18 protein-coding genes are annotated in these 20,559 nt (G+C 33.1%); 6 read left to right on the top strand and 12 right to left on the bottom strand.

The genetic code is table 11. The features are described 5' to 3' along the window. Positions 1-2 precede the first annotated feature (2 nt). From BLR17_RS03840 to BLR17_RS03830, 3 genes are all read left to right on the top strand, one after another. Positions 3-491 (top strand): IPExxxVDY family protein, encoded by a 489-nt coding sequence (locus BLR17_RS03840; RefSeq protein WP_066325505.1) that lies wholly within the window; start codon positions 3-5, stop codon positions 489-491. 8 nt (positions 492-499) lie between these two features. Further along, positions 500-1,933 (top strand): pyruvate kinase, encoded by a 1,434-nt coding sequence (gene pyk / locus BLR17_RS03835; protein ID WP_066325596.1) that lies wholly within the window; start codon positions 500-502, stop codon positions 1,931-1,933. 198 nt (positions 1,934-2,131) lie between these two features. Continuing rightward, positions 2,132-2,899 (top strand): Bax inhibitor-1/YccA family protein, encoded by a 768-nt coding sequence (locus BLR17_RS03830; protein WP_066325506.1) that lies wholly within the window; start codon positions 2,132-2,134, stop codon positions 2,897-2,899. A gap of 55 nt (positions 2,900-2,954) precedes the next feature. Here BLR17_RS03830 and dinB read toward each other — a convergent pair whose 3' ends face one another. Continuing rightward, the gene (gene dinB, locus BLR17_RS03825; protein ID WP_066325507.1) at positions 2,955-4,037 is read right to left on the bottom strand and encodes a DNA polymerase IV; all 1,083 of its coding nucleotides are present in this window, start codon (positions 4,035-4,037) and stop codon (positions 2,955-2,957) included. A 23-nt stretch (positions 4,038-4,060) separates the two neighbouring features. Next, complete coding sequence (locus BLR17_RS03820; protein ID WP_066325509.1) at positions 4,061-6,139, bottom strand: recombinase; 2,079 nt, start codon at positions 6,137-6,139, stop codon at positions 4,061-4,063. A 161-nt stretch (positions 6,140-6,300) separates the two neighbouring features. Here BLR17_RS03820 and BLR17_RS03815 point away from each other — a divergent pair, with 161 nt between their 5' ends. Beyond that, a complete protein-coding gene (locus BLR17_RS03815; RefSeq protein ID WP_066325521.1) occupies positions 6,301-7,704 on the top strand; it encodes a T9SS type A sorting domain-containing protein in 1,404 nt (467 codons plus the stop codon). A 33-nt stretch (positions 7,705-7,737) separates the two neighbouring features. Beyond that, positions 7,738-8,205: a CYTH domain-containing protein gene (locus tag BLR17_RS03810; protein ID WP_066325523.1), complete on the top strand. Its 468-nt coding sequence runs from the start codon at positions 7,738-7,740 to the stop codon at positions 8,203-8,205. A gap of 1 nt (position 8,206) precedes the next feature. Here the strand turns inward: BLR17_RS03810 and BLR17_RS03805 are convergent, their stop codons facing one another. From BLR17_RS03805 to uvrC, 8 genes are all read right to left on the bottom strand, one after another. Further along, complete coding sequence (locus BLR17_RS03805) at positions 8,207-8,710, bottom strand: septal ring lytic transglycosylase RlpA family protein (protein WP_066325525.1); 504 nt, start codon at positions 8,708-8,710, stop codon at positions 8,207-8,209. An 83-nt stretch (positions 8,711-8,793) separates the two neighbouring features. Continuing rightward, the gene (locus tag BLR17_RS03800; RefSeq protein ID WP_066325598.1) at positions 8,794-9,237 is read right to left on the bottom strand and encodes a hypothetical protein; all 444 of its coding nucleotides are present in this window, start codon (positions 9,235-9,237) and stop codon (positions 8,794-8,796) included. Positions 9,238-9,388: 151 nt separating this feature from the next. Continuing rightward, positions 9,389-11,032: a glucose-6-phosphate isomerase gene (pgi, locus tag BLR17_RS03795; protein WP_066325527.1), complete on the bottom strand. Its 1,644-nt coding sequence runs from the start codon at positions 11,030-11,032 to the stop codon at positions 9,389-9,391. A gap of 185 nt (positions 11,033-11,217) precedes the next feature. Continuing rightward, on the bottom strand, positions 11,218-12,450 hold the full coding sequence (locus tag BLR17_RS03790) for a peptidoglycan DD-metalloendopeptidase family protein (protein ID WP_066325529.1): 1,233 nt from the start codon (positions 12,448-12,450) through the stop codon (positions 11,218-11,220). Positions 12,451-12,484: 34 nt separating this feature from the next. Continuing rightward, positions 12,485-13,420: a tryptophan 2,3-dioxygenase family protein gene (locus BLR17_RS03785; protein ID WP_066325531.1), complete on the bottom strand. Its 936-nt coding sequence runs from the start codon at positions 13,418-13,420 to the stop codon at positions 12,485-12,487. Further along, positions 13,420-14,190 (bottom strand): DUF3108 domain-containing protein, encoded by a 771-nt coding sequence (locus BLR17_RS03780; RefSeq protein ID WP_066325535.1) that lies wholly within the window; start codon positions 14,188-14,190, stop codon positions 13,420-13,422. The genes BLR17_RS03785 and BLR17_RS03780 overlap by 1 nt, the downstream gene beginning before the upstream one ends. 453 nt (positions 14,191-14,643) lie before the next feature. Continuing rightward, positions 14,644-16,845: a patatin-like phospholipase family protein gene (locus BLR17_RS03775; RefSeq protein WP_066325537.1), complete on the bottom strand. Its 2,202-nt coding sequence runs from the start codon at positions 16,843-16,845 to the stop codon at positions 14,644-14,646. 40 nt (positions 16,846-16,885) lie between these two features. Further along, the gene (gene uvrC, locus BLR17_RS03770) at positions 16,886-18,685 is read right to left on the bottom strand and encodes an excinuclease ABC subunit UvrC (protein ID WP_066325539.1); all 1,800 of its coding nucleotides are present in this window, start codon (positions 18,683-18,685) and stop codon (positions 16,886-16,888) included. 136 nt (positions 18,686-18,821) lie between these two features. Here uvrC and BLR17_RS03765 point away from each other — a divergent pair, with 136 nt between their 5' ends. Beyond that, positions 18,822-19,391, top strand: a complete 570-nt coding sequence (locus BLR17_RS03765) for a 5-formyltetrahydrofolate cyclo-ligase (RefSeq protein WP_066325545.1) — start codon at positions 18,822-18,824, stop codon at positions 19,389-19,391. Positions 19,392-19,460: 69 nt separating this feature from the next. Here BLR17_RS03765 and BLR17_RS03760 read toward each other — a convergent pair whose 3' ends face one another. Beyond that, positions 19,461-20,060, bottom strand: coding sequence for a lipoprotein signal peptidase (locus BLR17_RS03760; protein ID WP_066325547.1), 600 nt, complete (start codon positions 20,058-20,060; stop codon positions 19,461-19,463). A gap of 113 nt (positions 20,061-20,173) precedes the next feature. Continuing rightward, the gene (locus BLR17_RS03755; RefSeq protein ID WP_066325548.1) at positions 20,174-20,554 is read right to left on the bottom strand and encodes a TraR/DksA family transcriptional regulator; all 381 of its coding nucleotides are present in this window, start codon (positions 20,552-20,554) and stop codon (positions 20,174-20,176) included. Positions 20,555-20,559: the final 5 nt, after the last annotated feature.

Genomic DNA, 20,559 nt, shown 5'->3' with positions numbered 1-20,559 from the left:
AGATGGCTGTTCATAAATTAAGTCTTGACGAATTTGATGAAATTGATTACAATCTTATCGCAATTCACACTTCTTTAGAAGATTATAGATTGGCATATTTTATCAATCAGAAACTTCCAATAAATTTGGCTAAAAGCGCAGATGAAGTTCATATCAATATCAAAGAAGGTGAAACAAAATTTTCAAGATTTTATTTCTATGACGAAGAAAACACTGTTGCCTGGAACTTAGTTCAGAATATAAACGAAGTAGTTCAACAAAACAACAACCAGGTACAAGACTTATTTTCAAACACAAATGAAGGGATTTCGACCAAAGTCTACCTTTTGCCTGAGTTTAAAAAAGCTGATTATTTTTTAAAAATAGACAACACCGATAACAGCATCGATGTCAATAAAATAAAAACAATATTAAATACTATAGAAAACATAACAACAGTTTATACTGTTGAAACAAAACAAATAAAATCTAAAAACAATCTAATTTTTTAATGCAAATGATTACAACAAACAAGAAAACTAAAATTGTGGCTACCCTTGGGCCTGCTTGCGGCACAAGAGAAACCATAAAAGATATGGTTGAAGCAGGTGTAAACGTATTTAGAATTAACTTTTCCCACGCTGATTATACTGATGTAGAAAACAGAATAAAAATCATCCGCGACCTTAATGAAGAATTCGGTTATACTACAGCCATACTAGCAGACTTACAAGGACCAAAACTTCGTGTTGGGGTAATGAACGACGGTGTTGTTGTTAATGACGGTGATTTAATCACATTTACTACAGCCGAAGACATAATTGGAACTGCTGAGAGAGTTTTCATGAAATACCAAAACTTTCCTAACGATGTAAATCCTGGTGAAAGAATCTTATTAGATGACGGAAAATTAATTTTCGAAATCGTTTCTACTGATAAAAAAACAGAAGTTGTTGCCAGAGTAATTCAAGGTGGTGAATTAAAATCTAAAAAAGGAGTTAACCTTCCAAATACCAAAATCTCTCTTCCGGCTTTGACTGAAAAAGATATCGCAGACGCTATTTTTGCTATTGGACAAAAAGTAGACTGGATCGCTCTTTCTTTCGTGAAAACACCGCGTGATTTACAAGACTTACAAGACTTAATTGCTGAGCACTCAGAATACAAAATTCCAATTGTTGCTAAAATCGAAATGCCGGAAGCATTAGAAAACATGGATAAAATTGTAGCCTATTGTGATGCTTTGATGGTTGCCCGTGGAGACCTTGGAGTAGAATTACCTGCTCACGAAGTTCCATTGGTACAAAAAGACTTAATTCGCAGAGCTAAAACCGCGAGAATACCTGTTATCGTTGCCACACAAATGATGGAAACTATGATTACCAGCTTAACTCCTACCAGAGCTGAAGTAAATGACGTTGCTAACTCTGTAATGGACGGTGCTGACGCTGTAATGCTTTCAGGAGAAACAGCTACAGGAAATTATCCGGTACAAGTTATTCAAAAAATGACTCAGATTTGTGAGGCAGTTGAGAACTCTTCATTAATTCAGGTTCCACAAAACACTCCACAAATCAAAACAAACCGTTTTATCACTAAAACTATTTGTCGTCACGCTGCAGTTATGGCTAATTCTATTGAAGCAAAAGCTATTTCTACAATGACTAACAGTGGCTATACAGCATTCCAATTATCAGCTTGGAGACCTAGCACTGCTGAAATTTTAGTATTTACTTCAAACACAAGAATCCTTACACAATTAAGCTTATTATGGGGAGTTAGAACTTACTTCTATGACAAAGAAGAAAGTACAGACACAACTGTAACTGATATCAACAATATAGCTAAAGAAAAAGGACACGTAGCAGCTGGTGACTACATCATCAACTTAGCTTCTATGCCAATTAAAGATAAAGGAATGGTAAACACTTTGAGAGTTTCTGAAATTATCTAAAAGATATTTAACCCAATACAATCCGTCTCGTTACCAAACAAGACGGATTTTTTTTATTCATAACGTTCCATTTTTTGTTCTTCAACACAATAGTAAACAAACTTGAAAGTGATACCTATTTAAAAAAAATTAAGAAGAATTAAACAACTATCTTGAAAAATATCAATTATATTTGACTAACATTAAAATGAATTTAACATGGATTTTAAATCAAAAAACCCGTTTTTAAACAATAAAAGCTTTTCTCCTACTTCAAAAGCAGAACAAGTGCATGAAGCAACTGTAATTGGTTATGACCAAGAAATGACAATTTCAGGAACAATCAATAAAACAATTTTACTATTCTTATTGCTTACAGCTGCCGCTATGATTACCTGGTGGATGACTTTTAATGGAATGAATCCAATTGTCCCAACCATAGGCGGAGCTATCATTGGATTTATTTTAGTAGTCATCTCCGTTTTCAAACCACAATATTCGGGTTATCTGGCTCCGGGTTATGCGGTTTTTGAAGGTCTATTTATAGGAGGCGTTTCAGCCATTTTTGAAGTACAATATCCCGGTATCGTAATTCAGGCTGTAGGAGCTACTTTTGCTACTTTTGCAGTATGTTTAGGATTGTATAAATACCAAATTGTAAAAGTAACTGAACAATTCAAATCAGTTGTTGTTGCTGCTACCTTAGCTATCGCTACATATTACCTTATTTCCTGGTTGTTTTCAATGTTCACAAGTTACCAACCTGTTCACTACGGAAACTCTTTATGGAGCATCGGAATTAGTGTTTTTGTAATTGTAATTGCAGCATTAAACTTATTCTTAGACTTTGACCGTATCGAAGAGGGCGTAAAAGAAAGAATGCCTAAATACATGGAATGGTTTGGCGCCATGGGATTGATGATTACCTTAGTTTGGTTATATGTTGAGTTTTTAAGATTACTTTCTAAACTATCAAGTAAAGACTAATTTCAAATTATAATATTAAATACAAACCCTTCCCAAAAAGAAGGGTTTTCTATTTTTAAAAATCAAATTTCAATTGAACAACAACCGATTTTTTTACTTCAGTATTTAAATTACTCATCGAAATCCCCAGTAAGCGAACTGAATCTTTCATGCGTTCCTGGTACAACAATTCCTTTACATTTTCTAAAATCAGTCCTTTATCTGCAATAAAATAAGGCAAGGTTTTACTGCGTGTTTGCTGGCTAAAATCGCTGTATTTTATCTTTAGTGTTACCGTTTTACCGGAAACATTATGCCTTTTAAGCCTTCGCTCTAAACTATTTGCGATGATTTCCAATTGTTCTAACATAAAAACTTCTGAAGAAAGATTTACGTCAAAAGTATGTTCAGCAGCAACTGATTTTGCAATCCTGCTGGATTTTACTTCACTATTATGAATCCCACGAACTACATAGTAATAATAGCTGCCTGATTTCCCAAAATGTTTTTCCAGAAATTCCAATGATTTGCTTTTCAATTCCAATCCGGTAAAAATCCCCAGTTGGTACATTTTCTCGGTTGTTACTTTCCCCACACCATAAAATTTTCTGATTGGCAAAGCTTCTAAAAAAGGAATTACTTCATCAGGAGTTACCGTTTTTTGTCCATTAGGCTTATTGTAATCACTGGCAATCTTGGCTACAAATTTATTAATCGAAATTCCAGCCGAAGCCGTCAAACCCACTTCATTAAAAATGCGATTTCTAATTTCCTGTGCTAATAAACTCGCACTGGGATTTCCTTTTTTATTTTGGGTAACATCAAGATAAGCTTCATCAAGTGACAATGGCTCAATCATATCAGTATACTCACGGAAAATTTTATGAATTTGATTCGAAATTTCCTTATAACGCTCAAATCGAGGACGCACAAAAATAATTTCGGGACAATATTTTTTAGCCAAAACTCCGCTAATAGCACTCCGTACTCCAAATTTTCTCGCCTCATAACTAGCTGCTGCTACAACACCTCTGTTTTCAGATCCGCCTACAGCAATGGGTTTTCCACGAAGTTCAGGATTATCCATTTGCTCCACCGATGCATAAAAAGCATCCATGTCAATGTGTATAATCTTTCTATTTAGATTTAGTTCGAGCATCTTAAACAAAAGTATAAAATACCTTACTTATCTTTTTCTGCCTGTAAATAATTTTCCACAACGGCCGATTTTAATTTTCTTTCTGTTGGAAAAAAGAAACTAAAGGGTTTTGACTTAAAATGATTCCAAATTGAAGCTGTAACAAAACGCAATTCACCTAATGGTATAGCCCGCGATCGGAAAGCCAACCCTAAAGAAAGACTAAAACTAACCATAAAATTAACCAAGCCTATGACTCCAATTCCAAAAATACCCCAAAATAACATCACATCACTTATGTCATAATTAGCCCCATACAAACCCAAAGCCAAGTTCCCGCTAGCAAATGTAATATGCCTTATATCCAGATTTAACCCTAAAAAAATACCAATAGATGCAGTACTCCCCATAAAAACACCAAACCAAAAATTAGAAATAATTCCTGCCCATTTTTTCTCATACAAAGCAGCTAATTTTTGTGTTCTGAGTTTACCAATACTCTTTTTCAATAAAGGATGTTCGGCAATACGAAAATAAACCTGATTATGCTTATCTCTGTTTGTTACACTTCCTGAAATAATTCCGGACAAAAACAAAAACACTCCTGCTATAGCTGCATGAAAAATAGCCAAGGAATGAACCGGACTTAAATCGGTAATTAATTTTTCCCATTTTGCGGCAGCAATATTATAATCAAGGGTATAATCTATAAGCCAGATACCCAGTAATGATAGAGGGAAAGCCATAATCACATTGCCTACAAATGCTATAAATTGAGACCGGAAAACACGAGCAAAAAGTATTGCAAAAGCATTATATTTCTCCGTTTTCTTACCTTGCTTTGACTCCCCTTCCTCTAAAGCTTTTATCAATGCAGAAGCCGTCATTGCCGGTTGTTTTGTTGCCAAAGTAAATCCTAAAATATAGATAGCGATAAATCCAAAAGCATAATTCATACTATAAAGAAAAGCCGAACCGAAAATGCTGGTATCTACTTTTGCTAGTAAAACTTTAATAACACATAAAATCCCAACTATAAATCCTCCTCCAAGTGCATTCCAAAACATTTTAAAATACTCCTTCCTGCTTTCAGTAATGTATTTTTCACCGGTTTTTGCTGTATGCTGCGTAATTTCATAAGAAATCAACTGAATGCTTTCACCAATAAACTTTCTGACATTATTTTTATAGCAATTAAATTGTATTAACTGCAAGGCCATCATAATTCCGTTGTTCTTCTTATCTCCTTCATTTGCTACTTTTAGTAATGAAATAAGGAATTTAAGTCTGTCTAATTGCTGCTTTATTTTTAATAAATTCTGATTTACCCGAAGTGAAATTCCGTATTTAGAACTATTTCGAAATGCTTTCTCTACAAATTCTTCACAATGCTTAAGCAATACTAAAAGATGCGCAAAAGACAAATCTCCTGAAGCAATAAAATGATTTTCCGATTTTATAATCTCATCTTCAATTAAAAACAACTCCTTCTCAAAAGCTGAAAAAGGACTTTCCAGATTATCAAATTCCGGGACCATCTTAATCACATCAGTCTCCATGGCCCGACCACTAATACGCTGCGTAATTAAATGCATGGCGATTAATAATTCGGACAAAGCCGAATTAGTTTCAACACTTTCATACATTGATTCAAATTCCAAAAGATCGTACAATTCTTCTAATTGATCCATCGGAATTTTAGCAATCCAGACACTATCAGTAGCCAAATAAAAAACCTGATTAAGAACGTATTCCAAAGTATCTTTTTGTGGTTGATACGGTAAAATTTTAGCTAAAATTCTTTTTTTAACTTCAAATATAAAATCCACATCCTGCAAAATAGCAGCATCCGAAAAAATCTTATTAAATTTCCTGTTGCTAAGAATTTCTTTCAAATAAACAGACAACTCTTTTCTGTTGGAAGGATTATCTTTTAAAAAAGCGATCAACTCAAATAAGTTTACCTCTTTTAAACCTTTAGTTTTTATAGGCCGAATTAGCTGAATCAGCTCAATTAAAGGCTCCAGATTATTTTTTTCTTCACGCCATGTGGAACTTTCTTCAAAAAAACAAGTTAATCGTTGCACAAAAGTCGGTTTTATCTTTGCTTTTATTAATCGCATAAATCTCTGTTTTTGTAAAAATACAAATCGGCAAATTAAAACCCGTCAACATATTCATAAAAAAGAATTAAAAAAACTTCAGAAAATTTTTCTTTTTTTAAAAAAATGTAAGCTAATTCATAAAAAAATAATACATTTGAAAAGCTAATTAACTCAAAACCATGGAAAAAAAACTTTACATATTGCTACTTTTCCCTGTATTATTATGGAGCCAAACCAATTCCAACAAAAATGTTCACAAATACTACTATAAAAATAAAATAGTATCCATTGAAGAGTGGAGAGGAGTTGACAAACTGATGGACAGTATAAAAACCTATTATAATAATGGAAAGATTAACGAGGTTTTCTATTTTGACAGCAAAGGAAAAAGAGATTCCTATTCCTATCAATACAACGATCATGGCGAAAAATTAGTCACTTGGAACTTTTCGCACGGAAAATTATTAAGCAGAACTGACCACAAATTACCTTTTAATAATAAAGAAAACGAAGAAAATTCAAAAAAATACCTTAAACTACTTAACGAATTAAACACCAAAACCAATTTCAATCCAACTTTTCTAAACGACTTGTTCAACAGAGGTGATTTGAGAGCTCGGCTGGGCAATAGACTCTTAGCAATTGATGATTTAAAAAAAGTAGACTGGATAATCAAGAAAAATGAAAGTGATACTACAAAAATAGTTTCCGAAACTGTGAAAGCAAATAGAAACAAATTAAAAAGTCTGCTCTACGACTTGTTTGCTAACCTTTATGGAGATCTTGAAATGGAAAACACCGCAAATCAATACTATGTAAAAGCAATGATAGCAGCACCAGATGACTATCGGATTTTATATAATTTTGCGAATTATTTACAACAAAAAAAATCTACCGACTTAGCGCGCTATTATTTAGAAAAAATAGTTACAGCACATACGGGACACGGGCACGCGAGATGGTCATTGGCGAAATTATATAGTGATATTGGCGAATATGAAAAAGCCATGGAAAATATCACCATCGCTTTCCAAAAGGAAAAAGCAATCATACAACATTCATCCAATTATGGCGGGAGAGATTTAAGAACCACCAGAGGTCTTATCTATCACAAACTTGGCGAATCTGAAAAAGGAATTGAGGATTTAAAAGAAGCCTTAAAAATGGATAAGAACAATTCGTATGCAATGAAAAATTTAGGCATCATTTACCTCGATCAAAAAAAATACAGCGAGGCTTGTGAATTATTTGAAAAAGCAAAAAAATTGGATTACACCTTAGTTTTTGATGAAAAAGATTTAGAAACCTTGATAGAAAGCGCATGCAACAACATTCCTTATGTTGAAACTATTACTGTACCAAAACCATTCGTATTCCCTAATCCTGCTTCAACTGTAATTACAATAAAAAATTACGATTATAAGAGTTTTGATTATGACTTTTTTGATTTTGAAGCAAATGCTGTTTTACATGGAAAAAGCAGCGATGGTTCTATAGATGTTTCAAAACTTAACGCCGGTTTTTATATTCTTAAAATTTCTAATACTGATTCGCCACAAACATTTAAAATTATCAAAGAATAATCTACCTTTAGCCATTGAAATTTTATAATTAAAATGTTAGAAATCGAACGAAAATTTTTAGTGACTTCAGATGCGTATAAAAAAGAAGCTTTTTCCCAAAAACGCATAATTCAAGGTTATTTGAATTCAAATCCTGAGCGCACAGTTCGTGTTAGAATAAAAGAAAACAAGGCTTATTTAACCATAAAAGGCAGTTCAAACACAAGTGGCATGTCCCGTTTTGAATGGGAAAAAGAAATCCCAGTGGATGAAGCTAAAAATTTGTTGTTGCTTTGCGAAAAAGGAGTAATCGACAAAACGCGTTTTGAAGTAAAAATTGGCAATCACATCTACGAAATAGATGAATTTTACGGCGAAAACGAAGGTTTAGAAATGGCCGAAATAGAACTGCAATCAGAAACTGAATTATTTGAAAAGCCAAGCTGGCTAGGCGAAGAAGTAACAAACGACAAACGTTATTATAATTCTTATTTGAGTAAAAATCCTTTTAAAAACTGGTAATTTATTTCACAACTTCTTCTATGGTAACAATCATAGAACCCGCTCCTTTATTTTTGGCAATTTCCATATAAGCCCTTTTTGTCAAATCAATTTCCCTTGATCTTACAAAGGGACCTCTATCAATAACCTCAACAATTACTGATTTTCCATTGGCTTCGTTAGTAATTTTCAATTTAGTACCGAAAGGAAATTTTTTATGTGCTGCTGTGTAATCATTATTACTAAATCTCACTCCGCTTGTAGTTCTTTTTCCGTTAAACTTATCAGCATAATAAGAAGCATGAACACTTTTTTTATAAAGTTTTAACTTTCCTATTACCTCACCTAAAAGAGTATCTTTTACTACCCCTTTTTTATCGACAACAATAGGATACTTCTTTAAAACCGAATCTCTTAATTCAGGAGCAGTTGGTTTTTGTGCTTTTTTTACTGAAGCCTTAACACTTTGAGCGTTTACAAAAACAACGGTAAAAAATAAAAAAAGTAGTGTTATTGATTTTTTCATATTAACCTTTTTAGTTCAAACCTATTTAAAACAAAAACGATTCCTCGATAAAAAAAGTCCTTTTCAGGACTTCTTCTCAGATTTTATTTAAACCATAACGACCAAGGAATTCTACTTAGTACAAGTATCAATCCTAATCCGTAGAAAATGGCAAATGTTTTAAATTTTGATTCACTTGTGGTTAATTTTTTATGTTTTGACCATCCAATTGTGATCAAAGTAATAGCAATAATATTGATTAAAGGATGTTCAACAGCTGTCAATCTTAGTGCTGAATTCTTCATCACTTCTCCCATTCCAATAAGACCAAAACTAGAAAAAGCCTTATCAGAAACAAAATACAGAATTAGACCAATTAATAATTGAGTATGAGTTCCTATCAATCCAAAAATTGCAATCTTTCTGTCTTTAGCGGTAAATTCCTGTTTGGAAACTAAACCTATCAAAGCATTAACCACTGCAATCACTAATAACAAAAGAGCTAAATAAGCCCAACCAGAATGAAACTTTTGAATGAATTCGTACATGTTTTTAATATCTTTTTTAACAAATATAAACAAAAAAGGCATAAAAAAAACCTCATGATACCATTTGAACATGAGGTTTATATAATTAAAAACCAACAGGATTAGCAAAAATTACTGAAAATCAAAAGATTACAATAAAAACTATTAACTGTTATTTATTTCTTAAAAAATGTCCTAATAATGAAGCTGTTGAACTATCATGGTTCTTCACTTCATTAGCATTAATCTCATCCAGGATAGAATTAGCCAATTGTTTCCCAAGTTCTACTCCCCATTGATCATAACTAAAAATATTCCAGATGAACCCCTGAACAAAAATTTTATGTTCGTATAATGAAATCAACGAACCCAATGATTTCGGAGTCAATTTTTGAATCAAAAATGTATTTGTTGGTTTATTTCCTGCAAAAACTTTAAATGGCAAAAGGAATTGAGCTGCCTCAGCCGAAAGCCCTTGTTTATCAAACTCAGCCTGAACTTTTGCTTCCTCTTTTCCGTTTAACAATGCTTCTGTTTGTGCAAAAAAGTTAGACATCAATTTGTCATGATGATTGTTATCACCATACAAAGGCTGAACGTAACCTATAAAATCGGTTGGAATTACCTTTGTTCCCTGATGAATTAATTGAAAAAAGGCGTGTTGTGCATTCGTTCCCGGCTCACCCCAAATAATAGTTCCCGTTTGGTAATCAACTTCTTTACCATCACGACCAACACTTTTACCGTTACTTTCCATTGTTCCTTGTTGTAAGTAAGGCGCTAATTTTTGTAAATATTGCGTATACGGAATCAAAGCTTCACTCTCTGCTCCAAAGAAATTATTATACCAAACACTTAATAATGCCAAAACAACAGGAATGTTTTTGTCAAAATCAGCTGTTTTAAAATGCTCATCCATTTCGTTAGCTCCGTTTAATAATGCTTCAAAATTATCAAAACCAACTGCCAAACTAATCGATAATCCTACCGCACTCCAAAGAGAAAAACGTCCTCCAACCCAGTCCCACATTGGGAAGACATTGTCCGGGTTAATCCCAAATTCAGTTACTTTCTGTAAATTAGTAGAAACAGCCACAAAATGTTTGGCCACATCTTCCTGAGTTGCCGTTTGTAAAAACCATTTTCTGATAGTCTCAGAATTAGTTAAAGTTTCCTGAGTTGTAAAAGTTTTAGAAACAATTACAAAAAGAGTCGTTTCAGGATTTAACTTTTTAATAATTTCATTAACATGATCCCCATCTACATTAGAAACAAAATGTACATTTAAATCGTTTTTATAATATTGTAAAGCTTCCACAACCATAGCCGGCCCTAAATCAGAACCTCCGATACCAATATTCACTACATCAGTAAAAGCTTTTCCGGTATAACCTGTTCTTTTTCCGGAAGTAATTTCATTAGTGAATGCTTTAATTTTATTTTTTACTTCAAAAACCTCCGGCACAACGTTCACTCCGTTCACATTAATTACTGCCGTTTCTTTAGCCCTTAAAGCAGTATGAAGCACGGCTCTGTTTTCAGTCTGATTGATTATTCCTCCTCCAAAATAATCCTCAATCCCATCTTTAAGTCCCATTTCATTAGCCAATTCAAGCAATAAGCTCATCGTTTCCTGATTGATAATGTTTTTAGAATAATCAATTAAGAAATCATTCCAAAGGATGCTAAATTTTTCTGCTCTGGAGGCATCTTCTTTAAACATTTCCTGCATAGAAACGTTTTGTAATTCTTCAAAATGTTTTTCCAGCTTCTTCCAGGAAGCTGTTTTAGTTGGATTTAGAGTACTTAAAGCCATCAGTATTTTAGTTTTTAGTGTTTTAGATTTGGCCGTAAAAATACTGAATTTAGTTCGAATAGCAGGAAGATTTCCAACTATATAATTACAAAAACCAACCAGTTTGTAAATAAAAAAAGGAGACAGAATTCACTACAAATCGTATCTCCTGTATGATTTCAAATTCTCAAACCCCTAAGACTTAACTACAAATTCCCTACACTGTCTAATTCTCGTTTTAAAGGTTCAATAGTTTTCATAAACCGGGCTTTATTCCCCCCTTCCATCGGAGTTCCGGTAGGTAATTTTAGTTTCAAAGCATCAACCTGCACGCCATTTTTCCAAAAACGATAACACACGTGAGGACCAGAGGCTAAACCGGTACTTCCAACTCTGCCTATAACATCTCCCTGATTGACACGCTGACCGCGTCTAACCAAAATTTTAGACATATGTAAATATTGGGTAGCATAAGTTCCGTTATGTTTTACTTTCACAAAGTTTCCATTTCCGGCAGTATAACCCGTTGTTTCGACCACACCTGCTGCCGTGGTCATAATAGGCGTTCCGGTAGGTGCAGCATAATCGGTTCCTTTATGCGCCTTCCATCGATGTTGTACCGGGTGAAATCTATTCATAGTAAATCGGGAAGTAATCCGACTAAACTTAATCGGCGATTTCAAGAAAAAGTTTTTCATCGTTTTTCCATCTTCATCATAGTAATCAACCTTACCTGAGGATTGATTTTGAACAAACGGAAAAGCGTACATAATTTTACCTTTATATTCAAAAAATGCTGCCTCTATATTACTTACTCCGTTATAAATAGAATCGTTGATATAGCGTTCGTTGAAAGCTATCCCAAAACGGTCGCCTTTTTTTAATTTAAAAAAGTCTATTGACCAGGAATAAATTTTTGTGATTTGATTTGCCAAATTAGCTTCAACTCCCGAGTTTGCTAAAGTTTCAGACAAAGAACCTTTTAAAACCCCGGTAATCACTCTGCGCTTATAAGTTACAGGTCTTACTTTTTTATGAGCAACCACTGCCGAATCACGCAAATCAAAAATATAATAACTCAAATCATTAGGCTCATAGATAAAAACCTGTAGCTTATTGGTTTTATCCTTAGAACGCAACATGGTGTAAGTCTTATCAGGCCTGATACCACGTACATCAAAAGTATCTTTAATGCTGTTTACAATTTCGTAGATTTTTCGGTCTCCAATATTTTGTCCCTCTATAATTGTCCCGAAAGTATCTCCTTTTCTAACCGTATCCTGAATTACATTATAGTCGGCAAAATTAAATCCAAAATCAGAATTGTCTTTTTTCGAAGTTTCCTTTTTAGCAACCTTAACTCCATCCGTTTCTTTATCTGAATTTTTACAGGAAACTACTAAAGTTAGTGCTATTATAAATGTTAAAACGTATTTCAAACTGTATCTATTTATTCAATTCTACTTAAATTTCTTATTGCTCTTGCCCCCAATTAGCTAATTCAGCTTCATTCCATAATTCAGGAAAGAAAATTCTTTTTTGATATTTTGGATGCATGTATTCTCGCCAATCACTTCCGCCTGTAGCTTCCCCGTCACCCATGCTACTTTGATCGATATACTTAATAGCTACATTTAAATGCTGCATTACCCATTTTATATTTACAGTATAATCAAAATGACGCATCGCTTCTTTTAAAGCAGACAATTCCTGATTCTCTACAGGTAGCTGTCTGTATTTTTGCCAAATATTTACTGACTTATACTCTTCCATATAATTCAGAAAAGTGGCCTTGTATTTCTTTTCAAAAATTTCTAAGGTATATGATTTTTCACCAGTCTGATAATCTTTTCCTGCCGCCTGCCAGTATAAGATTTCAAACGCTTCTTCATTAGAAATAGTATTATCGAATGTTGCTCTGAAGCGACTATCAATTAAATTAACCAAATCAGTTGTGCAAAATTCAATTAAACGGTATTGCGCACTTTGAAATCCGGAAGCCGGTGTAAGTGTATTTCTAAATTTCATATACTGGTCTACATCCATACCATTTTCCATAATGGTGAAAGAAGTAGTCAACATATCAAAATAACGGCTAATTCTAATCAATCTGTCAGTAAAAAAATCGGCCTGAATATTTTGAGTATGGGAAATTTGGTTCATCTCCCAAAGAATCATCTTGAATATTAATTCGTTTACCTGATGATAGAGAATAAAAACCATTTCATCAGGAAGTACAGTTCTTTGAATTTGTAAATTCAATAAAGCGTCTGTTTGAATATAATCCCAATAAGTAGACGGTTTAGACCAAAGCAAGCCTTCGAGCTGAGTATCCGTTTTTTGATTGATGGAATCGTATTTTTGCTCTATTTCCTTTAAAATACTTGCTGTATTCTCATTAACATTCATTATCTCTTTATTTTAAACGGAGCTTTCAAACCTTTGAAAGCATCCAAATCGGCTTTTAATGAACCTACAGCCAAATCTGCCTTAATACGAATAGGCAACCTATTTTCATCATCTGAAACCCAAACCGTTAAACTCTCTTGCTCTTTAAAAACACGACCTGACTGAACTAATGGTCTAAAAATCATTGAAGACACAACTCCAAATTTAGTTGTAATATCTTCACGACCCATGAATTTTAACTTAAATTTTGTGGTTTCATCGTCAAAAAACATATCAATTTCCACAAACTCTCCCGGTTTAATCTTATCAATTGTAGGATAATTTCGCAAATAGTAAAAAGCAGATAAAATGTCCTGGGTATTTTTAGGAATAACAAAAGTTTTTTCAGTCTTCTTTTTATAGTCTTTTACAGTGACTCTGTGTGAAGACTGATTAAAAAAACCTTCCTGATTTTTAGTATAACCTCCTTCATTAATATTCCTAACAAATTGATAAGGATTTCCCGTTTCTTTATCTATGTAGCTTTCGTAAGTATCAACAACTTTAAAAAAAAAGCGTGACAAACCAGTAGTGTATCCTTTGCCTATTACGTGAAAAACTTTTTTATTGTTTACGAAAGCATCTTTTACTTCGAGTGTAGCATATCCCGCATTTACAAATCCGTAGTGAACACGAAATTTAAACCATTCACCTACATCAAAAGCATCATCGGAACGAGTATCAAAACTTGCGGTTAAAATCAATAATAGGAGTAGCAATATTTTTTTCATAATTTACTAAAATTTCTTTATTGACTTAATTGACAAATTTTGTTCCAAATATATCAAAACAAAAAAACTCAGTCAAATAATGACTGAGTTTTTATGCTATTAACCAACCAAAAAATTATAAATTATTAAATTTATATTAAACCAAAAGGAAACCACCCCTCTTGTTTTGATATTACAAAGATAAGGCAATAAAATGCGATTTCTACAACAAAAACAGAGTTTAACAAAATTTTAAAACAAGATTCGGAAGATTTAGTCTTTTTTTTTAATTATCACAAAAAAAGTAATTATAAAAAATTAAAGTGATAATTTTTCATTTTTATCGAGAACCCCGAAAACAGTTAATTTTACACTTATTTGTATTTTTCAAACAAAAAAACGTCAGGCTTTAAGCCAAAAAACCCATTTTAGCTCAAAAACACACTCTCAAATTTCATTTTATTTTTTTGGAATCTAAAAAGGAAAGCCAACACTAAACCAAGTATAACCTTTTTTAGTTTCAGGAGACCAACTTCGTTTTATTTCTATTGGACCAATTGCCGTTTCTAAACCATAACCTAAAGCATACCCGGATATTTTAGGTATAGAAACCCAATCAACAGTTTCAAAAATATCATTTCCAACATTAGCATAATTAGCAGTAAGATTAAGATGGTTATTTTTAAAAATCTCATAATCGAAAGTCACCGTAGATTTTATATAACTGTTACCACCCATACTTAAAAAGTCATAGCCGTAAAAATGGCTAAAATTATTGGAAACATTGTAACCATAACCTCCCAGAATAAAATTGAAAAAAGGCACACTTTTACTGCCGATAGCAAAACCGGCTTCTGTTTGAATTTTGATTGATCCCGACCTGAATAATTTAAAAGCTACTCCAAAATCAGCTTTTGCTATAGAAAAAGGATTAAACTCTTTAGTATAATCCGAGGAATACAAATAAGAATGAATATCTCCTGAGAAAAACCAACCTCTTTTAGGAAAAAATTTATCGTCCAAAGTATCATAATTTAATCGGGCAAATACGCTTAAATAATCACTTCTGTCAATTTTCGAACCTGTATTAGTCAACGTTTTCGAATCAATATTAAGATATTTATATTCTAATCCGCCTCCAATTAAGAAACGTTGCAAAAACATAGTTTGAAAATACAACTGATTGGTAAAATCAAACAAATCTACATTCAACGAATTAATTCCTAAATCTTCAAAATTCAAATTACTAATTTGCCCTTCAATATTTCGATTAAACTGATTCAGAAACGATTTAAACCCAAGACTAATATTGTATCCATTCTCTATGTAATAATCAAAATTATACCTGAAGTTATCACCTAAAATCACATCTAAAGAAGTCACATCATTTTTAAAAAAAGTCTTCTTGTGTGTCAGATTTACTAAAACAGCACTTTTATATAAACCATCATAATGTAACCCAAATTTCAGAAAAGAATCTGTTGGATTTTCTTTTAAAACTAAATTCAAATCATCCTTTCCGTTATTTTCTTCAAAAGAATAATCTATAGCACTAAAGTTTTCTGTTGCGTTCAAATTGTTAATCCCATTTTGCAACTGATCATAACTAATTTTAGTTCCGGGTTTAAACCGCAACTTCCCATAAACGTATTCTTTAGTATAATTTTTTAATTTATTGCAATTGATATTAGCAATTTCCAAACTATCAACCCCATTAATTAATTTAGGCTTTTTATAGTTATTTGCCAGTTTACCTAATTGTTTTAATCGTTCAAAAACCGAAAAAGCAGCTTCTTCCCCTCTGCCTAATATTTCCTGTCCGCTGTCAAACGACATTACCCCATAATCTTTTATGTCGGGACGAATATAAATATCGGTTTTTAAAACATTTTCCTTCATTTTATCGATAGAATGAAGGTTGGTAATTTGCACCAAAATCTTTGTAGCATCATTAAGCTCTTTTCTGTCTAATAAATCGTTTTGAACATCAACACCTATAATAATGTCGGCTCCTAATTTTCTAACTTCATCAATTGGGTAATTGTTTACAACTCCTCCATCAACTAAAAACCGATCCTGATATTCCACAGGAGAAAACAACGAAGGAAAAGCAGAACTGGCAATCATAGCACGAGCCAAATTTCCTTTATTTAACACTACCTGCTCACCGGTTTCAATATCCGAACCTATGCATAAAAACGGAATGGAAAGCTTATTAAAATCCCTTACATGTCTAACATCCCGGGTTATTCGACTCAATAAATTAAAATTATATAAGCCTTTAGAAAGCGCATCGGGAATTCCTATTTTATATTTATTAAAAGGCAAAACAAGTGAATACACCTCATCATTCCTTTTTTCATAAAAGTTTTTAGTTTGTCTGGGAATATAATCACTTAACAGTTCATCAAAATCGGTGGATTTAAAAATAGAATCCAGCTGTCTTGCATTATAACCCGCAGCATACAATCCGCCTACCACCGCACCCATACTGGTTCCTCCTATGTAATCAATCTTAACACCAGCATCTTCTATCACCTTAAGAACCCCTATATGAGCAAAGCCCTTAGCCCCACCACCACTAAGCACCAATCCTATTTTGGGCCGATCTTTTTTCTGAGAATACAAACTCAAGCCACTAAAAAAAACAAGCAGTAAAAGGATACACTTTTTCATAAAACAATTTCTATTTTAGAATTACATGCCTTTTTAAAAATTAAGACATTGTGGTTTTGTAAAAATCGGTAATTTTTTTGGCTTTTGATACCCCTACAAGCTCCGAAATTTCATTTTCTGTAGCCAATTTCAATCTTTTAACACTTTTAAAATGCTGAATAAGTTTTAACATTGTTTTTTCACCTATTCCCGGGATGGATTCTACCGAAGAATTCAATGCCGACTTACTCCTTTTATCCCGGTGATGTGTTATCCCGAAACGATGTGCTTCATTACGCAATTGCTGAATGACTTTTAAAGTTTCGGATTTTTTATCTAAATAAAGCGGAACGGAATCGCCGGGAAAAAACAACTCTTCCAACCTTTTAGCTATACCAATAATGCTTATTTTGCCGCGTAAACCTAAATCATCGATACTTTTCAATGCCGAAGACAACTGTCCTTTTCCACCGTCAATAATTATCAGTTGTGGCAAAGGCTCATTCTCATCCAGTAATCGTTTGTATCTGCGATAGACCACTTCTTCCATCGAAGCAAAATCATTCGGCCCTTCAACGGTTTTTATATTAAAATGTCGGTAATCCTTTTTGCTGGGCTTACCATCTTTAAAAACAACGCAGGCCGACACCGGATTAGTACCTTGAATATTCGAATTATCAAAACATTCAATATGTCTGGGCTCTACCGGCAAACGCAAATCTTTTTTCATCTGCGCCATAATTCTGTTAGTATGTCTGTCAGGATCTACAATTTGCAATTGTTTTAATTGCTCTATTCGGTAAAATTTAGCATTACGAACAGACAAATCCAAAATTTGCTTTTTATCACCTAACTGAGGTACGGTAACTTTTATATTCTCACCTAAATCAACCGCAAAAGGCACAATTACTTCTTTTGACAACAATTGAAATCTTTCCCGCAATTCCACAATGGCTAATTCCAGTAATTCCTCATCTGTTTCGGCCAATTTTTTCTTGATTTCCAATGTATGCGAGCGAATGATTGATCCATGTGAAATTTGCAGAAAATTCACATAAGCAGCACTTTCGTCAGAAACAATAGAAAACACATCGACATTAGTAATCTTAGGATTCACTATCGTGGAACGCGATTGGTAATTCTCCAGAACTTCTATCTTTTCTTTAATTTTTTGCGCCTCCTCAAAATGCATTTGTTGAGCCAAATCCATCATCAGTTTCCTAAAATCCTTCAAACTCTCTTTGAAATTTCCTTTTAGAATTTCCCGAATGGCATTCACCTGTTTTTGATATTCTTCTAAAGATTCGTAACCTTCACATGGTCCTTTACAATTACCAATATGATACTCAAGACAAACCTTAAACTTGCCACTTTCTATATTCGAATCAGTCAAATCAAAATTACAGCTGCGAAGCGGATACAGTTCTTTAATTAACTCCAAAATAGTATTTACCGTCTTAAAACTGGTATAAGGCCCAAAATATTCCGAACCGTCTTTGACCATTCTTCTGGTAGAAAATATTCTCGAAAAGGGTTCTTTTTTGATACAAATCCAAGGATAACTTTTATCGTCTTTTAAATTGATATTGTAACGTGGCTGCAGCGTTTTTATCAAATTGTTTTCCAGCAAAAGCGCATCGGTTTCCGTAGGAACCACAATATGTTTGATAGTCACAATTTTTTTGACCAAAACATTCGTTTTAGCCGTATCGTGAATTTTATTAAAATAGGAAGAAACCCGTTTTTTTAAATTCTTAGCCTTTCCCACATATAAAATCCTGCCTTCCTTATCATAATATTGATACACGCCCGGACTGTCCGGTAAAGTTTGAATTTGAAGTTCGAGAGCTGTTTTTTGCATTAGAATTTTATTTCAAAAAAGATGAGAAATCAAAACCTGAGAACTTAGGGCTAATCTTTGATTTCTAATCAAATTTACGAATTACAAATAATTATTTCTACTTTTAGGTTTTTAATTCCACAGCATAAAATCAAACATGGAAAACAATAAAAAGGAACTCCGTACAAAATACAAATCACTGCGAAAACAACTTTCTGAAAACGACATTGAAGAGATAAGTTTAACTATCACTAATCAATTGCTGAAACTAGACATTTGGGACAAAAACTATTTTCATGTTTTTCTACCCATTAAAGAACAACAGGAAATTGATACCGAATTGATTTTACATCTGCTTTCAGGAAAAGACAAAAACATCCTTATATCAAAGTCTGATTTTGATAGCTGTGAAATGACACATTTCCTTTTGACCGACAATACCAAAATAAAAAAAAATCAATACAATATTCCGGAACCTGTTGACGGAATCGAAGTTCCTTCTAACAAAATAGAAGTTGTTTTTATCCCTCTTTTAGCTTTTGACAAAAAAGGGCATCGCGTAGGTTACGGCAAAGGCTTTTATGATAAATTCCTTAGAGAATGTCAAACCGGAACCATTAAAATTGGACTTTCTTTCTTTGAAGCCGAAGAATTAATAGAAGATGTCCATGAAGGCGACATGCAACTGGATTATTGTGTGACTCCTAAAAACATTTATGCATTTTAAACCCATAAAAAAAACCTGTCCTAATAGCTAAATCGGAACAGGTTTGCATTTATCTTAAAGGCAAAGTCCTTAATGTTTATGAAAAGCCTTTTTATTAAAGACAATTAAAATCCCTACTCCGGTAGAAATTGCCACATCGGCAACGTTAAAAATAGCATTGAAAAAGGTAAAATCTCTTCCACCCCAAATAGGCAACCATTGCGGTAAATTTCCGCTCCAAAACGGAAAATAAAACATATCGACTACTTTCCCATGAAAATAGCGCCCATAAGGTTCACTTGAAAATAGTGTTGCTAATTGTGAACTACTATCGTCAAAAATTACCCCATAAAAAACAGAATCTACAATATTTCCAAAAGCACCTGCTAAAATTAACGCAATAGCCACAATTAAATAATTACTACTGTGCTTTCTTTCTACTGAATCCCACAACCAGTAACCAATTCCTCCCACAGCAACTAATCGAAATAAAGTAAGAACTAATTTACCATAAGCGCCCGGAATTTGAGTTCCCCAAGCCATTCCTTCATTTTCTATAAAATGAATTTTAAACCAATTAAAAACCTCAACTTCTTCTCCTAATATAAAATTAGTTTTTACATATATTTTAGAAATCTGATCAACTAGTAAAACTATGAAGACGAGCAAATACGCGTTTCGTAATGACATTTTTTAATTTTTAAGTGCGCAAAAATAGGTAATTTGTAAAAATTAAATTCCAAATTCCAATAATTTTACAATTAGTTTTGGAATTTGGAATTCTAATATTGAAATTTCAATTATTACTTTTGAAGATTTTTAGCCTCAATACTCATTGTTGCATGAGGAACAATTTTCAATCTTTCTTTACTAATTAATTTTCCTGTTACTTTACAAATTCCGTAGGTTTTATTCTCTACACGAAATAAAGCATTCTTTAAATCACGGATGAATTTTTCCTGACGGATAGCCAATTGAGAGTTGGCTTCTTTAGACATGGTTTCACTACCCTCTTCGAAAGCTTTGAATGTTGGTGATGTATCATCCGTACCATTATTCAAATCGTTCATATAAGCACTTTTTATCAAATCTAAATCGGCTTGTGCTTTCTCAATTTTCTTTTGGATTATCTCTTTGAACTCTGCCAAATCGGCGTCTGAGTATCGTGTTGCTTCATCTACCATAATCA

It is taken from the genome of Flavobacterium glycines (genome assembly GCF_900100165.1).
GTDB classification, from domain to species: Bacteria; Bacteroidota; Bacteroidia; order Flavobacteriales; family Flavobacteriaceae; genus Flavobacterium; species Flavobacterium glycines.
This window is presented reverse-complemented; position numbering and strand designations above follow the sequence as displayed.

Coding starts and splice junctions, on each gene's coding strand:
- BLR17_RS03840 (WP_066325505.1), top strand. CDS start 3: ATGGCTGTTCATAAATTAAGTCTTGACGAATTTGATGAAATTGATTAC.
- BLR17_RS03830 (WP_066325506.1), top strand. CDS start 2,132: ATGGATTTTAAATCAAAAAACCCGTTTTTAAACAATAAAAGCTTTTCT.
- dinB (WP_066325507.1), bottom strand. CDS start 4,037: ATGCTCGAACTAAATCTAAATAGAAAGATTATACACATTGACATGGAT.
- BLR17_RS03820 (WP_066325509.1), bottom strand. CDS start 6,139: ATGCGATTAATAAAAGCAAAGATAAAACCGACTTTTGTGCAACGATTA.
- BLR17_RS03815 (WP_066325521.1), top strand. CDS start 6,301: ATGGAAAAAAAACTTTACATATTGCTACTTTTCCCTGTATTATTATGG.
- BLR17_RS03810 (WP_066325523.1), top strand. CDS start 7,738: ATGTTAGAAATCGAACGAAAATTTTTAGTGACTTCAGATGCGTATAAA.
- BLR17_RS03805 (WP_066325525.1), bottom strand. CDS start 8,710: ATGAAAAAATCAATAACACTACTTTTTTTATTTTTTACCGTTGTTTTT.
- BLR17_RS03800 (WP_066325598.1), bottom strand. CDS start 9,237: ATGTACGAATTCATTCAAAAGTTTCATTCTGGTTGGGCTTATTTAGCT.
- pgi (WP_066325527.1), bottom strand. CDS start 11,032: ATGGCTTTAAGTACTCTAAATCCAACTAAAACAGCTTCCTGGAAGAAG.
- BLR17_RS03785 (WP_066325531.1), bottom strand. CDS start 13,420: ATGAATGTTAATGAGAATACAGCAAGTATTTTAAAGGAAATAGAGCAA.
- BLR17_RS03780 (WP_066325535.1), bottom strand. CDS start 14,190: ATGAAAAAAATATTGCTACTCCTATTATTGATTTTAACCGCAAGTTTT.
- BLR17_RS03775 (WP_066325537.1), bottom strand. CDS start 16,845: ATGAAAAAGTGTATCCTTTTACTGCTTGTTTTTTTTAGTGGCTTGAGT.
- uvrC (WP_066325539.1), bottom strand. CDS start 18,685: ATGCAAAAAACAGCTCTCGAACTTCAAATTCAAACTTTACCGGACAGT.
- BLR17_RS03765 (WP_066325545.1), top strand. CDS start 18,822: ATGGAAAACAATAAAAAGGAACTCCGTACAAAATACAAATCACTGCGA.
- BLR17_RS03760 (WP_066325547.1), bottom strand. CDS start 20,060: ATGTCATTACGAAACGCGTATTTGCTCGTCTTCATAGTTTTACTAGTT.
- BLR17_RS03755 (WP_066325548.1), bottom strand. CDS start 20,554: ATGGTAGATGAAGCAACACGATACTCAGACGCCGATTTGGCAGAGTTC.